Below are 26292 nucleotides of genomic sequence, written 5' to 3' on the forward strand. Positions count from 1 at the left end.
TGTTTAAAATAGTGACATATTGTTCCCGCGGTCATCATTATTTGGTGTATCGTTCTTGCCGTCAAAACCGGACAAGGGGGCAGCCGCATTAAAGTGGAGGAGGGAAAAACGGCAGAATGGATCGACCAGGAAGATGACCAGCACTGAAAGCTCGGACAAATCTATTTTAACCCGAAAGATCCGGCGCTTTTCATTGAAAAGCGGTTCGGCATCGGCTGGACGGTGAACTTCGCACGGCCAATGGCTTGGCTCGCCGTCTTACTTCCTTTAGTTGCAGCAGGGATCATCATTTGGGCCACGAAAGGATAAATAAAGAGAGACTGATAAATAGTTAACCCGGCTCAATCATCAACGATAAAAAAAGCAGCCCGGGAGTTCTGGGCTGCTTTCATTACCGCTCTTATTTTTCAGGCAGTTCGTTGCGTGTCAAAATTTTATCGATTAAGCCGTATTCGAGAGCACGTTCAGCTGTCATGAAGTTATCGCGATCTGTATCTTTAGAGATGATTTCAAGCGATTGACCTGTGCGATCGGCTAAGATTTGGTTTAATTTCTCGCGCAAGAAAAGGATACGCTTGGCGGCAATTTCAATTTCCGTTGCCTGGCCTTGTGCTCCTCCGAGCGGCTGGTGAATCATTACTTCACTGTTTGGCAGGGCATAGCGCTTGCCTTTCTTTCCAGCGGCAAGCAGGAAAGCTCCCATAGATGCCGCCATACCGATACAAATCGTTTGCACGTCCGGCTTAATAAATTGAATAGTATCATAGATGGCCATTCCGGCTGTGATGCTGCCGCCTGGGCTGTTAATATAAATGGAAATATCTTTTTCAGGATTTTCCGCTTCCAGGAATAACAACTGGGACACGATTGAGTTCGCCACGTTGTCATCAATTCCGCTTCCAAGCATAATGATGCGGTCTTTTAATAAACGGGAATAAATATCGTATGCACGTTCTCCGCGGTTTGTCTGTTCAATAACTGTAGGAATTAAATTCATTTTCTTTCCTCCTTAAAAAATGAAATAGTTGCTAATGCAGAAAATCTTATGTAATAGTATCATACAGTGATGGTCAATGAAGGTCAAACAATACGGCTTAGCTGGAAAATGATTCTTCTACATAGTTTTCTATTATACCCACAAGAATTCCTGCTAAACAAAAAAAGAAAAGCAGAACAAATTTGTTTTTATTTATAATATTTGAAAATAGTGATTGCATTTTAGCTGCTCTTCCGCTATAATTTTGTATTGTACTGATTAAGCCCTCGTGGTGCAACGGATAGCACGTGAGATTCCGGTTCTTAAGATGTGGGTTCGATTCCTGCCGAGGGCGTACAAAGATGTCATACTTCAATGTATGGCATCTTTTTTGTTTTTAATGTTGTGGATTAGACTATTTAAACAAGGAAAGACAGCCGCTTTTCTTTTCTATTTGCTTGTTATATGAAATAGCAGAGGAAAAATTCTAAATTTTCATTCTCAATTTTCTTTCCTGTTGTATAATAGAATAGGAAGGGGGAGGGGAATTTGAATATGCATTTGAAGCCTGGTCTTTGGCAACAGCAGACGATGAAGCTTGCGATGACGCAGGAATTGACGCAGGCGATTGCTTTGCTGCAGTACTCTGCCCAGGAGTTAACGGAGTTTTTGGAAGCGAAAACGATGGAAAACCCGTTTATTCAATTAGAAGTGCCTGAAATGAAAGCGCTTCATAGAAAGGAAAAGGCGGGAACACGCAAAGGGGTATCTGAAAAGAAAGACGACAAAAACTGGGTCGAGCACCTGGCCGATCAATCTCAGACGTTGATGGATTATTTAAGAATGCAGCTGTCGCTTATTCCACTGGACCTTAAACAAAGACGAATACTTGATTTTTTATTATATAATATGGATGGGAACGGCTATATGTCGATCACTGTGCAAGAAACAGCCGAAATGTGCCGCTGCCAAGAGGAAGAAGCAGAAAGAGTGCTCGGTATGATCCGCGATTTGGAGCCAGCTGGAGTTGGTGCTATGCATTTACAGGATTGCCTGTTGCTGCAACTCCACCGGATGGAAGGCGTGCCGCCGCTCGTTCTGGGCATTATTCAAGACCACTTCGTTGAATTTGCCGAGAAAAACTGGCGTCCGCTTGCCAAAAGGCTAAATATTGATGTAAAAGAAATTCAGGAAGCGGCTGACTTTATCCAAAAGCTGAATCCGAAGCCTGGTGCGCGTTTTCATTATGAACAGCCGACGTATGTCCGCCCGGATTTGACGGTCGTCTTAAAAAATGATTCGATTGAAGTGCACTTGCTGGAAGATGAAATGCCGAAAATTGTGTTTCAAAAAGAATATTTTAACGAGCTGGCAGACCACAAAGATGAGCATTTAAAAGAGTTCATGAAAGATAAACAAAAAGATTATCTTTGGCTGTTGAAAAGCCTCGAGCAGCGAAAAAGAACGATTCAGCGTGTCGGCTTGAAGATCGTAGAAAAACAAAAAGACTTTTTCTTCTGCGGGCCGAGCCGCCTGCAGCCGCTCACAATGAAGGAAATCGCCGATGAACTGGACATTCACGAGTCAACTGTCAGCCGGGCCGTGCGGGGGAAATATATGCAGACACCATACGGCACGTATGAATTGAAAACATTTTTCCCGGCTGGCCTGTCTGGAGGGACAGAAGAAACTGCCTCCGCCGCACAAGTGAAATCGAAAATGACCGAGCTGGTTACCGGAGAAGATAAGAAAAAGCCGCTTTCCGACCAGGAAATCAGCAACCGGTTGAAAGAAGAAGGCTGGCAAGTGTCAAGAAGAACCGTTGCCAAATATCGTGACCAGCTTTCGATTCCTTCTTCATCGAAAAGAAAAAGATACGACTGAAAGAAGAGGACTATACATGAAAGAAGTTTACTTTTATACACGGGCGCAATGTCCGCTTTGCGTAGAGGCGAAAACGGTTTTAGGACTTGTCCAGGAAGACGTGCCGTTTCAACTCCATGAAATAAATATTGACGAAAGCGATGAACTGACCGAAAAGTACGGGCTGATGATTCCCGTCATTGAATGCAATGGCGAAGTCATCCAGTTCGGAAATGTAGACTATCCAACCGTTAAATTAAAGTTAGAGTCTTAGGCTCGTTGAAACATTCAGTCAAATAAAAATCATATTCATTGCTTTCTGTTTTCCTCCCTGTTAAAATAATCATTGAAGCAGGGATTATTTTTTTTGGATAGAGTGGGACGCTGATTTTATAATAGGGACAATTTTTGACCCGATAAAGTGAGGAGCGGTTTATGCAAACAATCATTGATATTCAAAAAAAAATCGTACCGGACTTGCTGGATATTTTACAAAAAAGATATGAAATTTTGCAGTCGATCCGCTTGTCTCAGCCGGTAGGCAGAAGATTGCTGGCGCAGTCTCTCGGGTTCACGGAACGAACACTCCGGACAGAAGTAGAATTTTTAAAAAAACAGCATTTAATCGACTATCTTACATCCGGCATGGTGCTGACAGAAGACGGCGTCTCGGTTCTTGAAGAACTAGAGGAGTTGATCAGCAGCATTAAGGGTATACACAAGGTGGAAGAAAAACTGAAACAGCAGTTCGGGCTGGATGAAGTAAAAATCGTTCACGGGGACAGCGATCAGTCTTCCTGGGTGAAAAAAGAACTTGGCAAAGCTTGCGCAGGCAGTATAAAAAAACGTCTGTTAGAGAAGAATATCATCGCGGTGACAGGCGGGACAACGATGCTCGAGGCAGCAGAAGCGATGACAACTGATTTCGCCGGCGGGAAAGACATTATGTTTGTACCGGCCAGAGGAGGACTCGGGGAAGATATTTTAAACCAGGCGAACTCCATCGTGGCAAAAATGGCGGCGAACACTGGCAGCAAACATAAGTTGTTATACGCACCTGACCAGATCAGCCGTGAAACCCATGAGTCGATTTTGAAAGAACCGGCGATTAAAGAAGTGCTTCAGCTTATTAAGTCATCTGCGATTGTCCTTCACGGAATTGGAGAAGCTATGACAATGGCGAAGCGCCGGAATACCCCGGAAAAAGAGTTTCGCAAAATAGAAGCCGGGCACGCGACGGCCGAAGCGTTCGGCTATTACTTTAATGAAGAAGGGCACGTTGTTCATAAAGTGTCCACGATCGGCTTGCAGCTCGATGATCTGTCCGCAGCTCATGACGTCATTGCTGTTGCTGGAGGAGCATCGAAAGGCAAAGCGATCCGTTCTTATTTGCGAGGAGCACCAAAGGCTACTGTATTGATTACAGATGAAGCAGCCGCCGAGCAATTGTTAAACAAAGCTTGATTATACTTAGAATGAATTAGTAGCTGATGATTGTTTTGTCAGCTGTTAACTATAAAATATCCTTAAATTTTGAAGGAGGAATTATTCATATGGCAGTAAAAGTTGGAATTAACGGATTTGGGCGTATTGGACGTGTTGTGTTCCGTGCAGCTCTGAAAAACCCTAACATAGAAGTAGTGGCAGTAAATGATTTAACAGATGCGAATATGCTCGCTCATCTTTTAAAATATGATACTGTACACGGCACATTAGAAGAAGAAGTGACAGTGGACGGCGAATACATTGTCGTTAACGACAAAAAAATAAAAGTAGTAGCAGAACGTGACCCGGCACTTCTTCCATGGGGCGAACTCGGCGTGGAAGTCGTTGTTGAATCAACAGGCCGCTTCACTAAGCGCGAAGATGCAGCGAAGCACTTGGAAGCAGGAGCGAAAAAAGTGGTCATCTCTGCTCCGGCTAAAGATGAAGACATTACCGTCGTTATGGGTGTGAACCATGACAAATATGATCCAGCGAACCATCACGTCATTTCTAATGCTTCTTGTACAACAAACTGCCTGGCGCCGTTTGCGAAAGTATTGAATGATAAATTCGGCATTGTACGCGGCATGATGACGACTGTTCACTCTTACACGAACGACCAGCAAATTCTAGACTTGCCTCATAAAGATTACCGCCGTGCCCGTGCTGCGGCAGAAAACATGATCCCAACAACGACGGGGGCCGCGAAAGCTGTTTCACTCGTATTGCCTGAACTGGCGGGCAAATTAAACGGCATGGCGATGCGCGTGCCTACGCCAAACGTATCTGTCGTTGATTTAGTTGCTGAATTGAAAACGAACACGACTGCTGAAGAAATAAATGCAGTGTTAAAAGAAGCGGCTGAAGGTGACTTGAAAGGTATTCTCGCTTACACAGAAGAACCGCTCGTCTCAAGCGACTACAACGGCAGCACCGTTTCTTCCACGATCGATGCGTTGTCAACAATGGTTCTTGAAGACAACATGGTAAAAGTATTGTCCTGGTACGATAACGAATCCGGCTACTCTAACCGTGTCGTGGATCTCGTTGATTACATCGCTCAAAAAGGTTTTTAATTGTAAATAGTGTGATACTAATATGAAAATGTGTTATATTTTTTAACATCTTTGTTGGAAAATAATAACCCACCATCTATAATGTAAATGGGATGAAAGGGGAGCGGGGAAAGAAGATCCCCCTCCCTTTTGTTTATTTTTCTTTTTAATGAGGGAGGCCTTTTTTAAATGAACAAAAAGACGATTAAAGACTTGGATGTGAAAGGGAAGCGCGTGTTTTGCCGCGTTGACTTCAACGTCCCGATGAAAGATGGCAAAGTAACGGATGACACACGCATCCGGGCCGCGCTCCCGACCATTCAATATTTATCTGATCAAGGGGCGAAGGTGATTTTAGCGAGCCACCTTGGCCGTCCGAAAGGCGAAGTGAAAGAAGAGCTTCGCTTAACACCTGTAGCAGCCCGTCTGTCCGAGCTTTTCGGCAAAGAAGTGAAAAAAACGGATGAAGCATTCGGTGAAAAGGTTCAGACAGAAGTGGCCGCCATGAATAACGGCGATGTGCTTCTGCTTGAGAATGTTCGTTTTTATCCTGGTGAAGAAAAAAATGACGAAGAGCTGGCCAAGCAATTTGCTGCGCTTGCAGATACTTACGTCAACGATGCGTTCGGTGCTGCTCATCGTGCTCATGCATCCACTGAAGGCATTGCCCACTTTTTGCCGGCGGCAGCTGGTTTCTTAATGGAAAAAGAGCTGGATGTGCTCGGCAAAGCACTGTCTGATCCGGAGCGGCCATTTACAGCTATTATTGGCGGCGCGAAAGTAAAAGATAAAATCGGCGTCATTGACCACTTGCTTGATAAAGTGGACAATTTGATCATTGGCGGCGGGCTCGCGTATACGTTCATTAAAGCAAAAGGCTATGAAATTGGGCAGTCGCTGCTCGAAGAAGACAAAATCGACTTAGCGAAGCAATTTATGAAAAAAGCGGAAGAAAAAGGCGTCAACTTTTTAATGCCGGTCGATGGAGTTATTGCGAATGAGTTTTCCGAAGATGCCGAAGCGAAAATTGTCGACATTGATGACATTCCAGCTGACTGGCAGGCACTTGATATCGGGCCGAAAACGAGCGAGCTGTATAAAGAAACGATTCAAAATTCAAAGCTTGTAATTTGGAACGGACCGATGGGTGTGTTTGAGATGGATAAGTTCGCCGAAGGAACGAAAGCAGTTGCTGCAGCGCTTGCTGAAGCAGAAGGTACATATTCTGTCATTGGCGGTGGTGATTCCGCGGCGGCAGTGGAGAAATTCCAGCTGGCAGATAAAATGAGCCATATCTCAACAGGCGGCGGCGCTTCTCTTGAATTTATGGAAGGCAAACAGCTTCCAGGCGTTGTCGCGTTGAGTGATAAGTAAAAACAATTAAAACGTGGGAAAGGATGAAGCAATATGCGTAAGCCTATTATCGCGGGCAACTGGAAAATGCACAAAACATTGGTGGAGGCAAAAAGCTTCGCTGAAGAAGTGAAAAATCTTGTGCCTGATGCCGGAATAGTGGACAGTGTCATTTGTTCACCTGCTTTATTTTTAGAGCAGCTCGTTCAAACGGTAAAGGAGTCCGATGTGAAAATCGGAGCACAAACGATGCACTTTGAAGAAAGCGGAGCGTTTACCGGTGAAATCAGTCCGAAAGCATTGCAGGACATCGGGGCTGAATACGTTATTATCGGCCACTCTGAACGGCGCGAAATGTTTAATGAAAAGGATGAAACGGTGAATAAAAAAGCGCTCGCTGCTTTTAAATACGGCTTAACACCGATCGTGTGCTGCGGAGAAACGCTTGAACAGCGCGAAAATGGCGAGACGAACAGCTTCGTCGCCGGCCAGATTGAACAGGCACTCGCAGGTATGACAGAAGAACAGGCAGGACAAACAGTGATTGCCTATGAACCGATTTGGGCGATCGGCACAGGAAAATCTTCTACAGCCGCAGATGCGAATGAAGTGTGCGCTCATATTCGTCAAATTGTTGCGAAGCAATTTTCACAGGAAACAGCTGACAATGTGCGCATCCAATATGGCGGCAGCGTCAAGCCGAACAACATCGGTGAATATATGTCCCAGCCTGACATTGACGGGGCGCTTGTCGGCGGTGCCAGCCTTGAGCCCGCTTCTTTCCTGCAGTTATTGGAGGCAGTAAATAATGGCTAAAGCACCTGTTGCACTGATTATTCTGGACGGCTTTGCCTGCCGTGCCGAACAAGAAGGCAATGCAGTGGCGCAGGCGAAGAAGCCTCATTTTGACCGTTATTGGGAACAGTTTCCCCACTCGACTTTAATCGCAAGCGGAGAAGCAGTCGGCCTGCCGGAAGGCCAAATGGGAAACTCTGAAGTCGGTCACTTAAACATCGGTGCCGGCCGGATTGTGTACCAAAACTTAACGCGGATCAATATAGCTATTCGCGAAGGAGAATTTTTCAAAAATGAAGCGTTCCTGAAAGCCATTCATCATGCCAAGCAGAAAAGGACCGCTCTTCATTTATTCGGCCTGTTGTCAGATGGCGGTGTCCATAGCCACATTGAGCATTTGTTCGCACTTTTAAAGCTCGCTGCACAGGAAGGGCTTGAAAAAGTATATGTTCATGCTTTTTTGGATGGCCGTGACGTCGGACCGCAAACAGCAAAAGGCTACATTGAAGAAACGCTCGAGAAAATGAAAGAGTACGGTGTCGGCCAATTTGCGACGATTTCTGGCCGCTATTATGCGATGGACAGAGATAACCGATGGGAGCGTGTTGAAAAAACGTACCGCGCGATGGTTTGCAACGAAGCACCGTTTTTTGAAGACCCGCTTGAAGTCGTCGATGAATCATACGCAAACGGCATTAACGATGAATTTGTCGTGCCGGCCGTAATGACGGACGACTCTGGCCAGCCGGTGGCGAAAGTGAAAGATGAAGACGCGATCATTTTCTTCAATTTCCGTCCGGACCGGGCCATTCAGCTGTCGAATGTGTTTACAAACGTAGAATTTGAAGGATTCGACCGCAGTGACCAGCTGCCGAAACATATTCACTTTGTCTGCATGACTCCCTACAGCGTGACAGTAAAGGGGGATATTGCTTATCATAAAGTGGATTTGAGCAATACTGTAGGAGAAGTTTTATCGACTCACGGTTTAAATCAGCTGCGAATCGCAGAAACGGAAAAGTATCCTCACGTTACTTTTTTTATGAGCGGCGGGCGAGAAAGAGAGTTTCCGGGTGAAAAAAGAATTTTAATTAATTCTCCGAAAGTAGCGACATATGATTTGCAGCCGGAAATGAGCGCCTATGAAGTAACAGACGCGCTGATTGATGAAATTACTAACGACAGGCAGGACGCGATTATTTTAAACTTTGCGAATCCTGATATGGTCGGGCATTCAGGCCTTCTGCAGCCGACGATCAAAGCGGTGGAGACGGTGGATGAATGCCTTGGACGAATTGTGGATTTAATCGTTTCGAAAGGCGGGACGGCGATCATTACTGCGGACCATGGAAACGCCGATGAAGTCGTCACGCCAGAAGGTAATCCGATGACGGCCCATACGACGAACCCGGTGCCTGTGATCGTGACAAAACCCGGTGTCCAATTGCGTGAAGGCGGCATTCTTGGCGACTTAGCGCCGACGATGCTGGATTTGCTTCAAGTAGATAGGCCGGCAGAAATGACCGGAACAACTTTGATTAAAAAATAATTTTTTCAGGAAAAAGGAGAGATTTTACATGCCAATTATTACTGATATTTATGCACGCGAAGTACTAGATTCCCGCGGTAACCCAACTGTTGAAGTAGAAGTTTACACACAATCCGGCGCATTTGGACGGGCACTCGTGCCATCAGGTGCATCTACAGGGGAATATGAAGCAGTGGAGCTTCGCGATGGCGACAAAAGCCGTTATCTTGGTAAAGGTGTTCTAAAAGCGGTGGAAAACGTAAACGATGTGATTGCTCCTGAACTTGTCGGCAGCTTTGAAGTGCTCGATCAAATCGGCATCGACCGTGCGATGATTGAGCTTGATGGAACAGAGAATAAAGGCAAGCTCGGTGCAAACGCGATTCTCGGTGTTTCCATGGCCGCTGCCCACGCAGCCGCTGACTTCCACGGCATTCATTTGTATGAATACCTTGGCGGCATCAACTCGAAACAACTGCCTGTGCCGATGATGAACATCGTCAATGGCGGAGAGCATGCTGATAATAACGTCGATATTCAAGAATTCATGATCATGCCGGTCGGCGCGGAAAACTTCAAAGAAGCGCTTCGTATGGGAACGGAAATTTTCCACAGCTTGAAAGCAGTATTGAAAGAAAAAGGATTGAATACAGCAGTCGGAGATGAAGGCGGATTTGCTCCGAATTTGAAATCAAACGAAGAAGCATTGCAAACAATTATTGAAGCGATTGAAAAAGCAGGTTATACACCTGGCGACCAAATTAAATTGGCGATGGATGCCGCTTCTTCCGAATTCTACAACAAAGAAGATGGCAAATATCATTTAAGCGGTGAAGGCGTCGTGAAAACGGCTGCGGAAATGGTGGATTGGTATGAAGAGCTTGTCTCTAAATATCCGATCATCTCGATTGAAGACGGCTTAGATGAAAACGACTGGGAAGGCCATAAATTGCTCACTGAGCGCATCGGCAAAAAAGTACAGCTCGTTGGTGACGACTTGTTCGTAACGAATACAGCGAAGCTTGCCGAAGGAATCGAGCAAGGTGTCGGCAACTCGATCTTAATTAAAGTGAACCAAATCGGTACACTGACAGAGACGTTCGACGCGATTGAAATGGCGAAACGCGCAGGCTACACAGCTGTCATCTCCCACCGTTCCGGTGAAACAGAAGATGCAACAATCGCTGACATCGCTGTCGCAACAAACGCCGGCCAAATCAAAACAGGCGCACCGTCAAGAACAGACCGCGTCGCTAAATACAACCAGCTCCTTCGCATCGAAGACCAGCTCGGCGAACTCGCCCAATACCTTGGCGACAACACATTCTACAACCTGAAAAAATAACTTTAGCACTTTAAAGTGCCGGGGGTCAGTCCCCCATCGCGTTAACGCGATGAAGGGACTGACCCCTTTTTCATTGTTTAGTAAAATGTAATTTTTTTCTACTTAGTTTTGTTGTCTAGCACAAGCCGACTACCCTCTGGAGGTCACAAGCCAACCCACTCAGAAAGGTAAAGAATACCTTTCTGTGAGGTTCGTCTTGTGCTTGTCGGGGGTGAACAAGGCGCTTGTGCTTTTCTTCAATTGTTCACTTTTTTGCTTTTTTATGTTAAACTGGTTTCATTCTTACGTTCGTTTGTGGAGGTAGCGTTATGCATACTTTGTTAGTGACATTACTCGTAATTGTATCGATTGCGCTGATCGTTGTTGTGTTGCTGCAGTCAGGAAAGAGTGCCGGTTTGTCCGGAGCGATTTCCGGCGGAGCGGAACAGCTTTTTGGCAAGCAGAAAGCGCGCGGTATTGATTTAGTGCTGCACCGTTTGACTGTTGTATTAGCTGTGTTATTTTTTGTTTTGACGATTGCTGTATCATACTTTCAGCTATAATGAAAGAGGGCGTCTCAAAAGCCGAGCTTTTGAGACGCCCTCTTTTTTCAATATGCGGAAACAGTGAACAAAGCCATCGAAACGACGAACACCGCGCGGAAGTGGTGAACAAAGTCATCGGAGTGTCGAACAAAGCTCTTCTCCATTTCTCTAGATCAAGGCGGCTGTTCCCTAGATGCCTCACTCTTTACTTTTGAGACAGCTCCTTTTGCTAAAAACAATTCCACTGCCGGGACCTTCTGCTAGTTTCGGAAGGGAATTTTTCGTAAAATGATGATGAGAGTTTATTGAACGGTTCATACTAAGAAAAAGGAGTATTAAGCATTATGAGATTAAGTTTGCCAAAACCATTTACGTTTGAAGCTGGAAAGCGGGCGGTGCTGCTGCTTCACGGCTTCACTGGAAATTCAGCGGACGTCCGGATGCTCGGCCGCTTCCTTGAGAAGAAGGGGTATACATCCCATGCACCGCACTATAAAGGCCATGGCGTACCTCCGGAAGAGCTCGTCCATACGGGTCCTGAAGACTGGTGGCAAGATGTCATGGGTGGTTATGAGCATTTGAAAAGCCTCGGATATGATGAAATTGCTGTAGCCGGCTTGTCCCTTGGCGGGGTATTTTCCTTAAAGCTTGGCTATACTGTACCTGTAAAAGGTATTGTGACAATGTGTGCCCCGATGTACATTAAAAGTGAAGAAGTAATGTACAACGGCATCGTTGATTATGCCCGCGAATTTAAAAAGTTTGAAGGGAAATCAAATGAGGTAATTGAAGAAGAAATAGAAGAGTTTAAAAAAACGCCTATGAATACGTTAAAATCACTGCAAGGATTAATTTCTGATGTCCGCAGCAACGTAGATATGATTTATGCACCAACTTTTGTTGTTCAGGCACGTCATGACGCCATGATCAATCCGGAGAGTGCCAATATTATTTATGATGAAATTGAATCAACGATGAAAGAAATAAAATGGTATGAAAAGTCCGGCCATGTGATTACTCTTGATAAAGAAAAAGAGCAGTTGCATGAAGATATTTACGCCTTTTTAGAGCGGCTGGACTGGTCGGATTAAACTGCGTCTCCTCGGGCTCGAGATCAGATGCCAAATAGTTGCGGCGGCTGAGAAACTGCCCCTCGCTATTCGTCATATGCTTGTCGCGGCTGATCAGGCGCTTCCGCTTTTAAAGATATCCAGCTGCAGCGCCTAGCCGTCCGAGGTCATAAGTCGATTCGGCTGCATGGCTGAAAAGCGCCATTTCGCCAACTCGCCTTATGCTTGTCGCGGCTGATCGGGCGCTTCCGCTTTTAATAATATCCAGCTGCAGGCGCTAGCGCGTACGCTGATTTCGCTCCCTCTGTCGGAGTCACAGAACGCCTCCTTGTCGAGAGCTATAAATCCGCTGTCGCGCCGAACGGGCGCCTTCCGCTTTTAAAGAGAGATAGGAGGGATTAGTATGGACCAGCAATCAAACGATCTAGTTGATCGGCTGTTGACCTACATGAAAGAAGAATCTTACAAGCCGCTCACGGTAAAAGAGTTGGAAGAAACACTTCAAATTGAAGATTCCGCTGAATTTAAAGATTTTGTTAAAGCGCTTGTATATATGGAAGAAAAAGGGTTTGTTGTTCGCACGCGAGCGAATCGCTACGGCCTTCCGGAAAAAATGAATTTAATTCGCGGCAAAATTTCCGGTCATTCAAAAGGCTTTGCTTTTTTAATGCCGGAAGAGCAAGGAATGGACGATATTTTTATTCCGCCCCACGAAACGAATGGCGCCTTGAACGGTGACATTGCTCTTGTTCGGGTAACGACAGAAACGAGCGGGTCGCGCCGTGAAGGGACAGTCGTGCGCATCCTTGAGCGCGGAAAAACAGAAATTGTCGGCACGTACACAGACAGCAGGCATTTCGGGTTTGTTATACCTGATGACAAGAAGTTTGCCAGCGATATTTTTATTCCGAAAGAAGCGGCCCATGGTGCGATCGAAGGCCATAAAGTAGTTGTGAAAATTACTTCATATCCGGACGGACGCAAAAATGCCGAAGGAGAAGTTATTCAAATTCTCGGCCATAAAAACGATCCGGGTGTCGACATTATCTCGATCATTTATAAGCACGGTCTGCCGCAGGAATTTCCGGAAGAAGTGATGGCGCAGGCTAATGCAACGCCGGAAACGATCAGCGAAAAAGACAGAGAAGGCCGCCGGGATTTGCGCGATGAAACCATTGTGACGATTGACGGCGCAGATGCGAAAGATCTCGATGATGCTGTCACTGTTACGAAGCTCGACAACGGAAATTACAAGCTCGGTGTTCATATTGCTGATGTCAGTTATTACGTGACAGAAGGCTCAGCTATTGACAGTGAAGCGTATGAACGTGGAACGAGTGTCTACTTAGTTGATCGGGTCATCCCGATGATTCCGCACCGCCTCTCCAACGGCATTTGCTCGCTCAATCCACAAGTGGATCGGCTAGTACTGTCGTGTGAAATGGAAATCAATGCGTCCGGCGAAGTCGTCAAACAGGAAATCTTCCAAAGTGTGATAAAGACGACGGAGCGGATGACATACAGCGACGTTAACAGCATTCTCGTTGATAAAGATGAAGAGCTGCGGGCAAAATATGAGCCGCTCGTGCCATTATTTGAAAGCATGGAACAGCTGGCGGCTATTTTACGAAAAAAACGGCAAAAACGCGGCGCGATTGATTTTGACTTTAAAGAATCAAAAGTGATCGTTGATGAAGATGGAAAGCCGGTTGACGTTGTGCTGCGCGAACGTTCGGTCGCAGAACGGTTAATCGAAGAATTTATGCTTGTAGCCAATGAAACGGTGGCAGAACATTTCCATTGGATGGATGTACCGTTCATCTACCGGATTCACGAAGATCCAAAAGAAGATAAGCTGCAGCGGTTTTTTGAGTTTATCACGAATTTTGGACTGAACGTGAAAGGAACAGCGAATGCCGTTCATCCGCGCGCACTTCAGGAAGTGATTGAAGCCATCCAAGGTAAGCCGGAGGAAGTCGTTATCTCTACAGTAATGCTTCGCTCGATGCAGCAGGCAAAATACCATGAGGAAAGCTTAGGCCACTTCGGGTTGTCGACAGAGTTTTATACTCATTTCACTTCGCCGATCCGCCGCTACCCGGATTTAATCGTACACCGGCTCATCCGCACGTATTTAATTGAAGGGCGCATTGATCCGGCGACTCAGGCGAAATGGGATGCGCGTCTTGGAGAAATCGCTGAACATACGTCGAACATGGAGCGCCGGGCAGTAGATGCCGAGCGTGACACGGATGAACTGAAAAAAGCGGAATTCATGCTCGATAAAATTGGCGAAGAGTTTGATGGGATCATTAGTTCAGTCACGAACTTCGGCATGTTTGTGGAATTGGAAAATACGATCGAAGGTCTCGTTCATGTCTCTTACATGACGGATGACTATTATCGCTATGATGAACGCCACTTTGCTATGATCGGCGAACGAACAGGGAACGTCTTCCGAATCGGCGATGAAATTACCGTCCGGGTGACGAATGTGAACAAAGAAGAACAATCGATCGACTTTGAAATTGTTGGCATGAAGAAAACGAATAAGCGTCCTCAGGAACAGGCGAAAGTCATTAAAATGAACCAGTCGGATCGGAAAGAGCGCGGCCAGAAAGGCAACAATGAGAAAGAAGCGGGCGGTGAATGGTCCAATCAATCGCCGAACAAAAAGAAAAAACGCGGCAAATATTATGAAGGTGTGCCGAAAAAACAAGCAAAGAAAAGACGTCAGAATAAAGGCTGACACGAAGCCTGGCAGTCCCGAGACTGCCGGGCTTGACTGAAGAACGGAAGGTGAGAGGGAATGCCAAAGGGAGAAGGAAAAGTGCTGGCGCAAAATAAAAAAGCGCGCCACGATTTTTTTATTGAAGAAACATTTGAAGCGGGGATCGTGCTGCAAGGAACAGAAATAAAATCGATTCGCGCCGGCCGAGTAAATTTGAAAGATGCGTTTGCCCGCATTCAAAAAGGGGAACTATTTTTGTATAATATGCACGTCAGCCCTTATGAACAGGGAAACCGTTATAACCATGATCCACTTAGAACGAGAAAGCTGCTTTTGCACCGCAAGCAAATCGACAAGCTGATCGGGGAAACGAAAGAAGCGGGGTACTCGATCGTGCCGCTGAAAATGTATTTGAAAAACGGCTATGCTAAAGTGCTGATTGGTCTTGCCAAAGGGAAAAAGAAATACGACAAGCGGGAAGATCTTAAACAAAAAGAAGCGAAGCGCGACATCGAAAGAGCATTTAGAGATCGCCAAAAAATGTAAAAATTCAGCACCCCTATTGATTTTTACCGAACGTGTGTTATAATAACTTATGTAACATACGAAGTGCTCAAACATTCCGAGTACCCGTAATGATAACCCTAAGATGGGATATCCTTTTATCATGGGGACGCTACGGATTCGACAGGGATAGTTCGAGCTCAGGCTGCGAGTCGAGGGGATCGGCCTCGTAAAAACGTCAAAGCCAATAATAACTGGCAAACAAAACAACAACCTCGCTTTCGCTGCTTAATAACAGTCGATAGCGGTTCCTCCCTCCATCGCCCATGTGGTAGGGTAAGGGACTCACTCTTAGTGGGCTACGCCGGAAGTCCTCCGCCTGAGGATCAAGGAAGAGATTAACCAGGCTAGCGCTTCGGATGCCTGTTGATAGGCGGAAGAAGACGCGAAATACGAATATATCGACTACGCTCGTAGACGCTTGAGTGCCGTTATCTTTGGACGTGGGTTCGATTAGTAAATAGTCGCCTTGTATGGCAACATGCAAGTGAAAATTCGGCTTTATCGGTGAAACCTAAGTCGCGTTAACCGCGATAAGGCAATGCCGAGCGGTATGTGGAGCAATCTAACAGCCGTGTATCGACTTATAGGCTGCCACCGAGTGGTAGTACTAGGATGCGGAAAACTGCCTGATAAGTTCAGGTAAATCTACTTTTCGTATAATACGCCGAAGGACCTGTGTAGTACAGGTTCAAGATATAGTCAGTGCCATGACGAAAGCATGGAAAAGCACGTCCCACCGTCTCCACCAAATACATATTTGGTGGTTTTTTATTTGCCCTTTTTATATTTGAAAAAATGATTCCTCAAACAACAACTTCATTTTTAGCATCTCAGGAGTGTACTTTCCGTTTCGTGGTGTAACCCTTTCGTAATTTTCCAGTATCCATTTGGCGCGGTTTCTTTTTTTATTTATTCTTAGATAAGGGGAAATTTGCTGTAAAATTATTAAAACACTTTCTTTTTTCTAGGATCAAGGATAGATTAATCGCCCATCGCCATACGATTTTCCTGTCTTAAAAAATAAGAAAAAATAGATAAAAAACCATTGACACGTTAATTTTGGTTATGATATATTATAATATTTGCTTAAAATGAAAAGGTGTGATACGATAGAATATGTAAGTAAATTCGGAGGTGGATGTTTTGTTTCAAATAGGTGATAAAGTGTTTTATCCGATGTATGGGGCAGGTATTATTGAAGCCATCGAAGAAAAAGAAATTCTCGGGAAAAAACAGGAGTATTGTGTCATCACCATTCCGCTCAGTAAAATGGACGTGATGATCCCGACGAAGGCAGTAAAAAAATCACGGGTTCGACTCATTGTCGACAGAAAAGAAGCGACTGATATATTATTTGATTTTCACAACAATGAAGAGTCAGTTTGCTCACTCCCGTGGAAAGAAAGACTCAACAAGAACACGGAGAAAATGAAGACAGGCGAAATGCACGATACGGCTGAGGTCGTCCGTGATCTTCTCCATCATAAAAAAGTAAAGGCGCTTAATTCAAGTGAAAAACAAATGCTGGACCATGCTATGAAGTTTTTAATCAGTGAATTAATTTTGATCAAAGACATTACCGAAAATGAAGCAGCCGATTTGTTGAAACTATCCAGCTAAGTGAATCAAGTGCTGATGCCCTTCTCTTTTTATCCATCCAAAAAGAGAAAGGCGACGGCTATGATTTTTATTTCAATAAAACGTTAGCACTTATTAAGCAGTTGAAGCGCGGAATTCAAAGAAGGTGTAATTTCTTTATGTCCCGTTGCCTCAACAAGTCTGAAAATAGGCATATTTCCGTCTGCGTATTCGCACTCCCCTTAAGTTTCATGATAAATCTCCATAGCCCTACAATTCTTTTCGTTTCCTTTTCGTCTCTACACACCATACTAGTCATCCGTTTTAATCCAATGTAATGAGCCAAAACTGGGCATCTGCTTAGTCTAATAAGTTTCGTTCATCACTATTGAGAAGAAAGAAAATAATGAATGTTAAAAAGTAATTTAAATAATCAATTTCTCTTGTTAAAATTAGGGAGTAAGCCAATAGCTTTGAACTTTTTTACGGAGAGGGAGATTACATGTTTAAAAAGATTGCGTCTGATGCGCTCGGTTTATCTGATATTGGGACGATTATTTCGCCTGCTGATTATGATAAAACGGATGCGGACGATTATGTCATGCATGAAGATGATGAGAAAATTTATTTCCTAATTAAAACAAAAGCGGATGAGTATTGCTTTACGAATTTGGCGGTTATTCATGTGGACGGAGAAAGTGCCATTTCTTCTAAGAGAACATTGAAGCGCTACCCGTATTCCCAGCATAAAATTTCCGGAGTTGTGCTTGAAACGGCTGGGAAAATCGACATGGATGTGGAAATTAAATTTCAATTAGGCGGCCAGAAGTTTGATATCGACGTCAGAAAAGACCAAATCGAACAGCTGAAAGACTTGTATAAATCATTGCTGCGCATTTCTGAAATTACCCATGAAAACAATATTTACATCGATATGGCTTCACAAAGCCTTGATAAAGCCGTAAATATTTTGCAAAACTCCCGAACAGACGATCAAAAATTGGGCGATACATACCGGGAGCTCACAGACTTCGGATTTACGTGGATGACATCTGTCCGTGAGCAGTACCATGTAAAAGATTTTGGCGAAGTATTTGAGAAGTATATTAATAATTAATTGCTGCGTAAATGAACTCATCTGACAGATGGGTTCATTTTTTTTGAATTGGCTGTTAAAAAATTAATCGTAAGTTGCACAAAATCGGCGATGTGAGCATGAAAACTGCTGGAACATGAACGCCGCCCGCTAGTAAAAGAAATCATAAAAAAATATTTGAAACAATTCTGAAATTTTTGTTGACGTTTTATATGAAAGGCAATAGAATAAGGATTAGCAAAATGATAATAATTCTCATTATCAAATAATAAATGAAAAGGCAGGAATACATAATGAATGTGAAAAAATTATTCAAGCCAATGCTTGCAAGTGCAGTGCTTGCGATTGGCCTAGCCGGCTGTGGAGCCAATGAGAAAGAAGCGGAACCGGAAAAAGCAACACCGGCACCGGAGAAAAAAGAAGAGCAAGTAGTCAATGTTTACACAGCGAGACATTATGAAGCAGATGATGAAGTATTTAAGAAGTTCACAGAGGAAACAGATATTAAAGTAAATGTCGTAAAAGGAGAAGCGGAAGAGCTGATCGAGCGCTTGAAGCGTGAAGGAAAAAGCACAGAAGCTGACTTATTCATCACAGTGGATGGCGGAGTTCTCGCCAATGCGAAGAATAATGATATTCTGCAGCCGGTAAAATCAGAAACAATTGACAAAAATGTCCCTGAGAAATTCCGTGATAAGGATAACAACTGGATCGGCATGTCCACAAGAGCACGCGTTATTGTGTATGCGAAGGATAGAGTAAAGCCGGAAGATTTATCTACTTATGAAGACTTAACTAGCGACAAGTGGAAAGGGAAAGTATTAGCCCGTTCGTCCACGAATATGTACAACCAGTCACTGCTTGCTTCTTTCATTGAGTTAAATGGAGAAAAGGAAGCGGAGAAATGGTCTGAAGGCATCGTGAAAAACTTTGCGCGCCAGCCGGATGGCGGCGACCGTGATCAGGCGAAAGCTATTGCAGCCGGCACAGGTGATGTAGCAATTATGAACACGTATTATGTAGGGTTGATGGCGAATTCGGCAGAACCCGAAGAGGTAAAAGTAGCGGAAGGGCTCGGCGTTTTCTTCCCGAACCAAGAAACGAACGGAACGCACGTGAACATTAGTGGAATTGGTTTAACGAAGCACAGCAAACATCCTCAAAACGCAACAAAGTTGATTGAATACATTACTGGCAAAGAAGCACAAGAATTTTTATCAGCGAACAACTACGAGTTCCCAGTGAACGCGGAAGCGGAAATGCCTGAATTGCTTAAGTCATGGGGCGAATTTAAAATGCAGGAGTTAAACTTTGATACGTTAGGCGAGCACAATCAAAAAGCAATTGAAATCTTTAATAAAACAGGCTGGAAGTAAAATTGAAGAAAAAACTGATAAGACGTTCGATTCGAAAAGAATTTAACGGCTGGTGGGCAATCAGTCTAATTGGGGCGACAGTGATACTGTTGCCCATTCTCTTTGTTTTCTCATCTTTGTTTTTTAAGCCTAATGAAAACTGGTTTCACATTCGCGAATATTTGTTGGGGACGTATGTAAAAGAAACGCTGCTGCTTGTCTTTTCGACAGGGGTGTTGACAGCCGTTTTAGGAGTGACGCTCGCGTGGCTTGTGACAGCGTACGACTTTCCACTTAAACGTTTTTTTCGCTGGGGTTTGATTTTGCCACTGGCGATCCCGCCTTATATTGCTGCATATACATACCGGACGATGCTCAGTTACACGGGGATTGTGCAGGCAACGCTGCGGAATGAATTTGATTACCAAATGAATCCCGAATGGTTAAATATTTCATCGCTGCGCGGCGCCATATTTATTTTCACATTATTTTTGTATCCGTATGTTTTTCTGATTACGAGAGCGTTTTTGGAGCACCAAAGTGCATCATTTTTTGAAAATGCGAGGCTGCTCGGAAGAAAGCCGTTTTCTATCTTTATAAAAGTTGTGCTTCCACTCTCGCGGCCTGCTATTGTGGGCGGCGTTGTACTCGTTATATACGAAGTGCTGAGTGACTACGGGGTAACGAGTTATTTCGGTATTCATACGATTACAACGGCTATTTTTCAAACATGGTTTGGCATGTATGACGTCAATACAGCGATGCGGCTTGCCGCCTGGCTCATGCTCATCGTTGTCGGCATGTTTATTATTGAAAGACTGCTCAGAAGCCGGCAGCGGTATCATTTGCCGGCTAAGTCAAGGCCGCTGGCGGCAATGAAGCTGAAACGCTTTAGCGCAGCAGCTGCCTTTACTTATTGCTTTGCTGTGTTTTCAGTTGGCTTTCTTATCCCGTTCGTTCAGCTGATCGCCTGGACAGCCTTAACGTTTGATGAGGTGTGGAACGACACCTTTTTCACGTTAGTTTATCAAACACTTTATGTGGCTTTCATCTCTACTTTGCTCATCATGATTCTGGCGGTGATCGTGGCGAATGTATGCCGGAAGCAATCGGCTTTTTCCTATTTTTTAGCGAAATGGGTGACGACGGGCTATTCGATCCCGGGCGCCATCGTTGCGATCGGCGTGCTTGCGCTATTTATTGGGCTGGATGAACGGCTCGCACCGCTGTATGCGATGATGGGGATGGAAGATGCCCCGCTCATTTTAAGTTTATCCATTGTCATGTTAATTGTCGGTTACGTCATTCGTTTTATGGCAACTGGATATAATGCCATTGAAGTCGGATTTGAGAAAATCGGAACGAAATATACAGAAGCGTCGCGAGTGCTTGGACAGGGCGTAACGAAAACGTTTTTTAAAGTGGATCTGCCATTGGTTAAAGGAGCGATCTTCAGCGGTTTTATTTTAACGTTCGTTGAAATATGTAAAGAGCTGCCGCTTGCTCTATTGCTGCGGCCGTTTAACTTTGAAACGTTATCGACAAAAACGTACCAATTTGCGAAAGATGAACGAATTCATGAAGCATCTGTTTCATCGCTCATCATTATTGCTATTAGTATGCTGTCTATTATCGTTCTGCAAATGATCAATAAGAAGGTGAAGGAATGAAAATTGTAGACATTCAAAATCTTGTTTTTTCGTTTTCTTCTACAAGTGAACCAGTCATTAACGGCGTTTCGTTATCCATTATGAAAGATGAAATCGTTGGGATTCTCGGACCGAGCGGCAGCGGAAAAAGCACCTTGCTCCGCTTAATCGCCGGATTGGAAATGCCGTGGCAAGGCTCGATCCACGTTGCAGAAAAACCTGTCGTGAGCGAAAAACTGTTTATCCAGCCGGAAGACAGGGGAGTGGGCATGGTGTTTCAAGATTACGCACTTTTCCCGCACATGACGGTGAATGAGAATATTATGTTCGGTTTATCACGTTTGCCAAGAAAAGAGCGCAAACCGCGGGTGATGGAAATGTTAGAACTTGTGAAAATGGAAGAGTTTTCCGAACGCTATCCCCACGAGTTGAGCGGCGGCCAGCAGCAACGGGTGTCTTTAGCTAGAGCGCTTGCGCCAAAACCAAACGTCTTGTTAATGGACGAGCCGTTCAGCAACTTGGACGCTGATTTAAAAGCAGAAATTAGAGAAGACTTGCGCGTCATTTTGAAAAAGGCGAATATTACTTGCATCATCGTCACGCACGATCGTCAAGACGTAGAGTCTATTTGTGACCGCAGCATTGTTTTTGGCCAGAGAGAAGAAGTTATGAACTAAGAAAGAAAAAAGCTGTCCCGAAGCTGATGAATACCAGCTTTTGAGACAGCTTTTTTTGTATTTAGCGAAGCGGCGCTGCATTGTGCACCGTTTTTCGATATTTATACGCGGACCGCCGGGCATTGTGCGCAGCTAACCATCGTTTATGCGCGAAAATAATCGAAATGTGCGCGCCGCTTCATAATATTATTTCTCGACTTCTATTTGATGTTCCTCATGTTCATGCAGCCCATCCTTATTTTCAACATGAATTTGCACGTTGAATGTACCGGCTTCTGTGAATGTATAGGCAGCCGTATATTCTCCAGGGCTGGATTCTTCCGCATCGATCCATTCGTGCTTGTCAGAAATATCATCGTTCCAAATTTCATAGCGGACTTGTGCTTTCTCTAAAGGTGCCTCATCCATTTGTAACTGTACGGTCATCGTAGTGTCTGTTCCGGCCTTCGCATTGTCTGGTTTCACGAAATGCATGCCAAACCCTTGAGCATGTTCTCCGTGGCCATGATCGTGATGCTCTTCTCCGTGTTCATGCTCCGTTTCTTTTTGAGCAGCACCTGCTCCAACAGTCACTGACTTTTTCGGCATAGTGTGCAGTCCTCTGGCTGTTACATGTACTTGCACAGTAAAAACGCCATCATGGTCAAAGGTGGTTTCCGCTTCGTACGTGCCATCTTTATTATTTTTCGCTTTAATCATTTTGCTTTCAGCTTCTTTTCCTTCTTCCCACACTTCAAATTCCACTTTATCCGCATCTGCCACATTTTCGTCGCCTTGTGTAACAGTCGCTTTCATTTCTACTTTTCCATTCACGTCAGCCGTTTCGGGAACCTCAAGCTGTGCTTCAAGCATCTGAGGCACTTTTGGCTCTTCTACTTTCTTTTCCGCTTTCTCCGTTTCTCCATTGCACGCAGACAACGCAGCAAACAAGAAGACGAATAGAACCATCCACCCTATTTTTTTCATATGTATTCCTCCACTCTCATTTATATTTATGAATCCACACATTCTATTAATTTGAGGCTAACTGCTTCACATCTTTAATGATTTCGTCGTTATGAGCTCCAAGAGTGAAACTATATTCCTTCACAATTTCTCCATTCTGATTAATTAAATAAAAATTAGTGCTGTGGATGACTTGATCCGAAGAGGTTGGTTTTTGAATAAGCGTTTGGAATTCTTCTCTCGCAAACACCTCGATTTCTTCCTGAGAATAACCTGTGAGCATATTCCAGTTTGATTCATCTTCAGTGAATTTCCCGATGTACGCTTTTAACTTTTCAGGAGTATCCACAGTGGGATCGACGCTGATCGATACAAGCTCGATGTGAATGTCCTCTTCTTTAAATTTTCTCTGCAGTGCAGCCATATTCGCTGTCATCGGGGGACAGACGGTATCACAGCTCGTGAAGATAAAATCAGCCATCCATACTTTTCCTTTGAGGTTTTCGATCTCAAACGCCTTGCCATTTTGGTTAGTAAACGTGAACGATGCCATTTCATATGGTTTTGTTTCGTTTAAACTGCAAGCCGAAAGAATGGCAAATGAAACAGAAAGTAAAAGCAGCCATATTTTTTTCACCTTGCACCTCTTTTCTATATTACTTTCGCCATCGGGAGAAAAAGAATGTGTACTACAAGAATAACCGACGAATGTGAAGTTTCTGTGAGTAATCTTTAGCAACTTTTAAACAAAAAAGCTGGTTTGTCAAACGAGAAGAGGCAATTGAATGGTGACTGTGGTACCTTCAACCGCACGGCTCTTTAAAGAGAACGTTCCGCCATGCAGCCTGACAATTTCTTTTACGATGGATAAGCCTAGACCCGTCCCGCCTGTCGACCGGCTTCTCGCTTTGTCTGTTCGAAAAAAACGCTCCCCGATGCGGTAAATATCTTCTTCACTTATTCCGATGCCTTTGTTCGTCACTTGCAAGAGCAGGTTTTTGTTATCTTGCATTAAGTTGATATTAATCACGCTATTAGCAGAAGAATACTTAATGGCATTATCTAACACGTTGTAAATGACTTGCTGAATCCGCTTCGGATCGCCATTAACAATCAAGTCTTCTTGAAAATTCAAGTCAGTTGTTACCTTTTTTTCGCTTAAATGAATGTGAAAAAGATCGAGTGTATCTAGCAGCAGCTGGGCGATAGCGATCGGTTCTTTATCGAGTACGTACAATTCTGTTTGAAGGTGATCCAGGTCGACTAAATCGTGGATGAGTTTTTTCATGCGCTCCGTTTCATTTTCAATGGTCTGCAAGTAATGCTGCGCTTCTTCTGGAGACGTATACAGTTGTTGTTTCAAGGCTTGCGTATAGCCGCCAATATACGTCAGAGGTGTTCTTAGCTCATGGACAACATTCGATAAAAATTCTTTTTTCCGAATATCTTGTTTCTCTAGCGATGAACTCATCGAATTAAATGCTTGGGCCAAATGACCAATCTCATCGTTCGTCTGGAGCTGTAAGCGGTTCGAATAATTGCCTTTAGACACCTCTTTAGAAAATTGCTCAATATGTGTAAGCGGCTGAAACATGGAACGTCGGATTCGATTGACGACAAGAAAGAGAATAAGAAAAAACAGTGTACCCGTCACAATTAAGATCGGAAAACTTCCTTGGAACACTTCTTGAAGAGCCGCTAGAGGCACGTAAATGTAAATAAATCCGATGAGTCCTGTTTCACTCATAATAGGGAAGACGGCACCAACAATTTCTCGATTAAATTCCTTTACATAGCCGTCTTTCATTACATAATTTCCTTTTTCTAATTGTTTGCGGTCATGTTCATTCACTAGAGCTTCATAATTAATTTCATATGGAAAGTATGTGGACAGTTCTTCTAAATTATCGACAACAATAATTTCATATTCAGAAACGACATTATACCAATGAATTTTTTCAATGATCTCATCACTCAACGAGCCGTAATGGTAATGAGAAGCTGTTCTTTCTCCTTGATAAATGACTGATTCTCTAATGCTGTTCAAATATAAATCTTTATATAAAAAGTGAAGAAAAAAGAAAGCGAAAGCAATAGTAAATACGATGCTGATTAAAATAAGAAACAACACTTTTTGACTTAACGTAAGGTTCTTCTTTTTCAATATTACACCTCAAATTTGTATCCGATTCCCCAAACGGTTTTGATGAGCGGGGCATGCTCCTTTAATTTTAACCTTAACGTTTTAATATGTGTGTCAACCGTTCTTTCACTGCCGTTATAATCTTCTCCCCAAACGGATTGCAGGAGCTGTTCTCTGGAAAAAACCTTTCCTGTATTTCGGGCCAGCAGAGAAAGCAGCTCGTACTCTTTTAATGTTAATGAGAGAGAGACTCCGTCCACCACAGCTTTATAAGAATGAATATCGAGAGTAAGCGGGCCGATCGTATAGCGCTCTGCCCGCTGTGAAACATGATTCGCCCTCCTTAAGACCGATTCAATTCTCGCTAATAATTCACCTGGATGAAAAGGTTTAACAATATAATCATCGCCCCCAAGCTTCAACCCGTGAATCTTATCCCATTCTTCTCCTTTCGCTGATAAAAATATGAGAGGAAGATCATATTTGCTTTTCACCTTTTTCGTAAACGAAAATCCATCCATATACGGCATCATCACATCAACAATTAAAAGGTCGGGCACCTTTTTATCAATCATGAAAAGAGCATCCATTCCGTTAGAAGCTTCGACGACAGTATACCCTTCTTTCTCTAAAAATGTTTTCACTAATTCCCGCATCGTTTTCTCATCATCAATGACCATCACTGTTAATCCATTCATAATTAACCCTCACTTTAGCAGAAGTTCCTTAGTAAAGTATAATTCTTATTTTAGCCATCATTTGTGAAGTTTTTGTGAGCTTAGCATCACAGGACGCCCTCCTTTTTTTGAAAAGATCAGCCGAGAAAAGGAAGGGTTTTATATTTCCAAGACTACGCGGAGTATGAATAATGGGTTTTGAAACCCAATATACTGTGTGAAAATAATTATAAAAAGGCTGCCGAGACTTTTTTTGCTTTTCTTATCAAGCAGGTGAACCCTACCCTCAATCAAATTGACCGACTGCCCTGTATAGAAAACTATCTGTTGTTTAAAGAGTCGCACGACAGAGAAATTTGTGAAAGGAGAGAATTTATTGTAGGAACCTAAACGAAGAAATATATGAATGGGATGGATAATCATAATGAAGTAGCGAGTTCACCTGTCTTGCAGGCTGTTTTTTTGTAGAAAAATCACAAAAAGTAATAATGAATCCAAATAAAAGGGCGTTTCAATTTTGGTGAATAATTTTCTTTTGAAATTTTGTTGACTTTATATTTTAGAACATGTTATATTGTTATTCGGCCGTTAAAACAGCGGTTTTGAAAAAAAGATATTAAAAAGTTATTGACTTTTTATCTTTTTAAATGTTATTATTGATTCCTGTCATTAAAGATGACGGATGCAATTGATCTTTGAAAACTGAACAAAATACATGCCAGTAAGTTAATTCTTATTTTTAAACATGAGCTATGCAAACAATCTTTTTGGAGAGTTTGATCCTGGCTCAGGACGAACGCTGGCGGCGTGCCTAATACATGCAAGTCGAGCGGACTTGACTGGAGCTTGCTCCAGTTCAAGTTAGCGGCGGACGGGTGAG

At 43.7% G+C, this 26292-nt stretch carries 23 protein-coding genes, 1 tRNA gene, 1 rRNA gene and 1 other RNA gene; 21 read left to right on the top strand and 5 right to left on the bottom strand.

Going from position 1 to position 26292, the window contains the following annotated elements; genetic code table 11:
* Positions 1-192: 192 nt before the first annotated feature.
* Positions 193-309 (top strand): DUF5808 domain-containing protein, encoded by a 117-nt coding sequence (locus F9802_RS20305; protein WP_404799199.1) that lies wholly within the window; start codon positions 193-195, stop codon positions 307-309.
* A gap of 91 nt (positions 310-400) precedes the next feature.
* Here the strand turns inward: F9802_RS20305 and clpP are convergent, their stop codons facing one another.
* On the bottom strand, positions 401-997 hold the full coding sequence (gene clpP, locus F9802_RS18475) for an ATP-dependent Clp endopeptidase proteolytic subunit ClpP (protein WP_152154583.1): 597 nt from the start codon (positions 995-997) through the stop codon (positions 401-403).
* A gap of 262 nt (positions 998-1259) precedes the next feature.
* Here clpP and F9802_RS18480 point away from each other — a divergent pair.
* The 19 genes from F9802_RS18480 (at position 1260) to F9802_RS18570 (ending at position 21647) form a co-directional block, all read left to right on the top strand.
* Positions 1260-1331, top strand: a tRNA-Arg gene (locus F9802_RS18480).
* Between the two features lie 200 nt (positions 1332-1531).
* A complete protein-coding gene (gene rpoN / locus F9802_RS18485; RefSeq protein ID WP_225435408.1) occupies positions 1532-2860 on the top strand; it encodes an RNA polymerase factor sigma-54 in 1329 nt (442 codons plus the stop codon).
* 16 nt (positions 2861-2876) lie between these two features.
* The gene (locus F9802_RS18490) at positions 2877-3113 is read left to right on the top strand and encodes a glutaredoxin family protein (RefSeq protein ID WP_152154584.1); all 237 of its coding nucleotides are present in this window, start codon (positions 2877-2879) and stop codon (positions 3111-3113) included.
* 161 nt (positions 3114-3274) lie between these two features.
* The gene (locus tag F9802_RS18495; RefSeq protein ID WP_152154585.1) at positions 3275-4303 is read left to right on the top strand and encodes a sugar-binding transcriptional regulator; all 1029 of its coding nucleotides are present in this window, start codon (positions 3275-3277) and stop codon (positions 4301-4303) included.
* 89 nt (positions 4304-4392) lie between these two features.
* Complete coding sequence (gene gap, locus F9802_RS18500; protein WP_152154586.1) at positions 4393-5400, top strand: type I glyceraldehyde-3-phosphate dehydrogenase; 1008 nt, start codon at positions 4393-4395, stop codon at positions 5398-5400.
* 168 nt (positions 5401-5568) lie between these two features.
* A complete protein-coding gene (locus tag F9802_RS18505) occupies positions 5569-6753 on the top strand; it encodes a phosphoglycerate kinase (RefSeq protein WP_152154587.1) in 1185 nt (394 codons plus the stop codon).
* 33 nt (positions 6754-6786) lie between these two features.
* On the top strand, positions 6787-7548 hold the full coding sequence (gene tpiA / locus F9802_RS18510; protein WP_152154588.1) for a triose-phosphate isomerase: 762 nt from the start codon (positions 6787-6789) through the stop codon (positions 7546-7548).
* On the top strand, positions 7541-9076 hold the full coding sequence (gene gpmI, locus F9802_RS18515) for a 2,3-bisphosphoglycerate-independent phosphoglycerate mutase (protein ID WP_152154589.1): 1536 nt from the start codon (positions 7541-7543) through the stop codon (positions 9074-9076). Before tpiA ends, gpmI begins: the two co-directional genes overlap by 8 nt.
* 28 nt (positions 9077-9104) lie before the next feature.
* A complete protein-coding gene (gene eno / locus F9802_RS18520; RefSeq protein ID WP_152154590.1) occupies positions 9105-10400 on the top strand; it encodes a phosphopyruvate hydratase in 1296 nt (431 codons plus the stop codon).
* A 308-nt stretch (positions 10401-10708) separates the two neighbouring features.
* Complete coding sequence (gene secG / locus F9802_RS18525) at positions 10709-10942, top strand: preprotein translocase subunit SecG (RefSeq protein ID WP_152154591.1); 234 nt, start codon at positions 10709-10711, stop codon at positions 10940-10942.
* 326 nt (positions 10943-11268) lie between these two features.
* Complete coding sequence (locus F9802_RS18530; protein ID WP_152154592.1) at positions 11269-12015, top strand: alpha/beta hydrolase; 747 nt, start codon at positions 11269-11271, stop codon at positions 12013-12015.
* Positions 12016-12397: 382 nt separating this feature from the next.
* Positions 12398-14743, top strand: a complete 2346-nt coding sequence (gene rnr / locus F9802_RS18535) for a ribonuclease R (protein ID WP_152154593.1) — start codon at positions 12398-12400, stop codon at positions 14741-14743.
* 60 nt (positions 14744-14803) lie between these two features.
* Entirely contained in the window at positions 14804-15271 is a 468-nt protein-coding gene (gene smpB / locus F9802_RS18540) for an SsrA-binding protein SmpB (RefSeq protein ID WP_152154594.1), read from the top strand.
* Positions 15272-15402: 131 nt separating this feature from the next.
* Positions 15403-15745, top strand: a transfer-messenger RNA (tmRNA) gene (gene ssrA, locus F9802_RS18545).
* Between the two features lie 690 nt (positions 15746-16435).
* On the top strand, positions 16436-16912 hold the full coding sequence (locus F9802_RS18550; RefSeq protein ID WP_152154595.1) for a CarD family transcriptional regulator: 477 nt from the start codon (positions 16436-16438) through the stop codon (positions 16910-16912).
* Positions 16913-17372: 460 nt separating this feature from the next.
* Positions 17373-17987 carry a PH domain-containing protein gene (locus tag F9802_RS18555; protein ID WP_152154596.1) on the top strand — a complete coding sequence of 205 codons (615 nt, stop codon included), beginning with the start codon at positions 17373-17375 and terminating at the stop codon, positions 17985-17987.
* A gap of 272 nt (positions 17988-18259) precedes the next feature.
* On the top strand, positions 18260-19342 hold the full coding sequence (locus F9802_RS18560) for a Fe(3+) ABC transporter substrate-binding protein (RefSeq protein ID WP_152154597.1): 1083 nt from the start codon (positions 18260-18262) through the stop codon (positions 19340-19342).
* Positions 19343-19344: 2 nt separating this feature from the next.
* The gene (locus tag F9802_RS18565) at positions 19345-20991 is read left to right on the top strand and encodes an ABC transporter permease (RefSeq protein WP_225435406.1); all 1647 of its coding nucleotides are present in this window, start codon (positions 19345-19347) and stop codon (positions 20989-20991) included.
* On the top strand, positions 20988-21647 hold the full coding sequence (locus F9802_RS18570; protein WP_152154599.1) for an ABC transporter ATP-binding protein: 660 nt from the start codon (positions 20988-20990) through the stop codon (positions 21645-21647). The genes F9802_RS18565 and F9802_RS18570 overlap by 4 nt, the downstream gene beginning before the upstream one ends.
* A 186-nt stretch (positions 21648-21833) precedes the next feature.
* On the opposite strand, the gene F9802_RS18575 is transcribed toward F9802_RS18570, so the two are convergent.
* The 4 genes from F9802_RS18575 to F9802_RS18590 all read right to left on the bottom strand — a co-directional run bounded on the left by F9802_RS18575 (position 21834) and on the right by F9802_RS18590 (position 25433).
* Complete coding sequence (locus tag F9802_RS18575) at positions 21834-22613, bottom strand: FixH family protein (protein ID WP_152154600.1); 780 nt, start codon at positions 22611-22613, stop codon at positions 21834-21836.
* Between the two features lie 46 nt (positions 22614-22659).
* On the bottom strand, positions 22660-23229 hold the full coding sequence (locus F9802_RS18580; protein WP_152154601.1) for an SCO family protein: 570 nt from the start codon (positions 23227-23229) through the stop codon (positions 22660-22662).
* A gap of 126 nt (positions 23230-23355) precedes the next feature.
* Complete coding sequence (locus F9802_RS18585; RefSeq protein ID WP_152154602.1) at positions 23356-24756, bottom strand: sensor histidine kinase; 1401 nt, start codon at positions 24754-24756, stop codon at positions 23356-23358.
* 2 nt (positions 24757-24758) lie between these two features.
* Positions 24759-25433: a response regulator transcription factor gene (locus F9802_RS18590; RefSeq protein WP_152154603.1), complete on the bottom strand. Its 675-nt coding sequence runs from the start codon at positions 25431-25433 to the stop codon at positions 24759-24761.
* Positions 25434-26176: 743 nt separating this feature from the next.
* Here F9802_RS18590 and F9802_RS18595 point away from each other — a divergent pair.
* Positions 26177-26292 (top strand): 16S ribosomal RNA (locus F9802_RS18595); the annotation flags it as partial.

The sequence above is a fragment of the Bacillus aerolatus genome (assembly GCF_009183655.1).
Classification (GTDB): domain Bacteria; phylum Bacillota; class Bacilli; order Bacillales; family Domibacillaceae; genus Pseudobacillus; species Pseudobacillus aerolatus.

What these genes read in the sequence shown, in the direction of transcription:
- clpP (WP_152154583.1), bottom strand. Translation starts at nt 997, where the DNA reads ATGAATTTAATTCCTACAGTTATTGAACAGACAAACCGCGGAGAACGT.
- rpoN (WP_225435408.1), top strand. Translation starts at nt 1,532, where the DNA reads ATGCATTTGAAGCCTGGTCTTTGGCAACAGCAGACGATGAAGCTTGCG.
- F9802_RS18490 (WP_152154584.1), top strand. Translation starts at nt 2,877, where the DNA reads ATGAAAGAAGTTTACTTTTATACACGGGCGCAATGTCCGCTTTGCGTA.
- F9802_RS18495 (WP_152154585.1), top strand. Translation starts at nt 3,275, where the DNA reads ATGCAAACAATCATTGATATTCAAAAAAAAATCGTACCGGACTTGCTG.
- gap (WP_152154586.1), top strand. Translation starts at nt 4,393, where the DNA reads ATGGCAGTAAAAGTTGGAATTAACGGATTTGGGCGTATTGGACGTGTT.
- F9802_RS18505 (WP_152154587.1), top strand. Translation starts at nt 5,569, where the DNA reads ATGAACAAAAAGACGATTAAAGACTTGGATGTGAAAGGGAAGCGCGTG.
- tpiA (WP_152154588.1), top strand. Translation starts at nt 6,787, where the DNA reads ATGCGTAAGCCTATTATCGCGGGCAACTGGAAAATGCACAAAACATTG.
- gpmI (WP_152154589.1), top strand. Translation starts at nt 7,541, where the DNA reads ATGGCTAAAGCACCTGTTGCACTGATTATTCTGGACGGCTTTGCCTGC.
- eno (WP_152154590.1), top strand. Translation starts at nt 9,105, where the DNA reads ATGCCAATTATTACTGATATTTATGCACGCGAAGTACTAGATTCCCGC.
- secG (WP_152154591.1), top strand. Translation starts at nt 10,709, where the DNA reads ATGCATACTTTGTTAGTGACATTACTCGTAATTGTATCGATTGCGCTG.
- F9802_RS18530 (WP_152154592.1), top strand. Translation starts at nt 11,269, where the DNA reads ATGAGATTAAGTTTGCCAAAACCATTTACGTTTGAAGCTGGAAAGCGG.
- rnr (WP_152154593.1), top strand. Translation starts at nt 12,398, where the DNA reads ATGGACCAGCAATCAAACGATCTAGTTGATCGGCTGTTGACCTACATG.
- smpB (WP_152154594.1), top strand. Translation starts at nt 14,804, where the DNA reads ATGCCAAAGGGAGAAGGAAAAGTGCTGGCGCAAAATAAAAAAGCGCGC.
- F9802_RS18555 (WP_152154596.1), top strand. Translation starts at nt 17,373, where the DNA reads ATGTTTAAAAAGATTGCGTCTGATGCGCTCGGTTTATCTGATATTGGG.
- F9802_RS18560 (WP_152154597.1), top strand. Translation starts at nt 18,260, where the DNA reads ATGAATGTGAAAAAATTATTCAAGCCAATGCTTGCAAGTGCAGTGCTT.
- F9802_RS18570 (WP_152154599.1), top strand. Translation starts at nt 20,988, where the DNA reads ATGAAAATTGTAGACATTCAAAATCTTGTTTTTTCGTTTTCTTCTACA.
- F9802_RS18575 (WP_152154600.1), bottom strand. Translation starts at nt 22,613, where the DNA reads ATGAAAAAAATAGGGTGGATGGTTCTATTCGTCTTCTTGTTTGCTGCG.
- F9802_RS18590 (WP_152154603.1), bottom strand. Translation starts at nt 25,433, where the DNA reads ATGAATGGATTAACAGTGATGGTCATTGATGATGAGAAAACGATGCGG.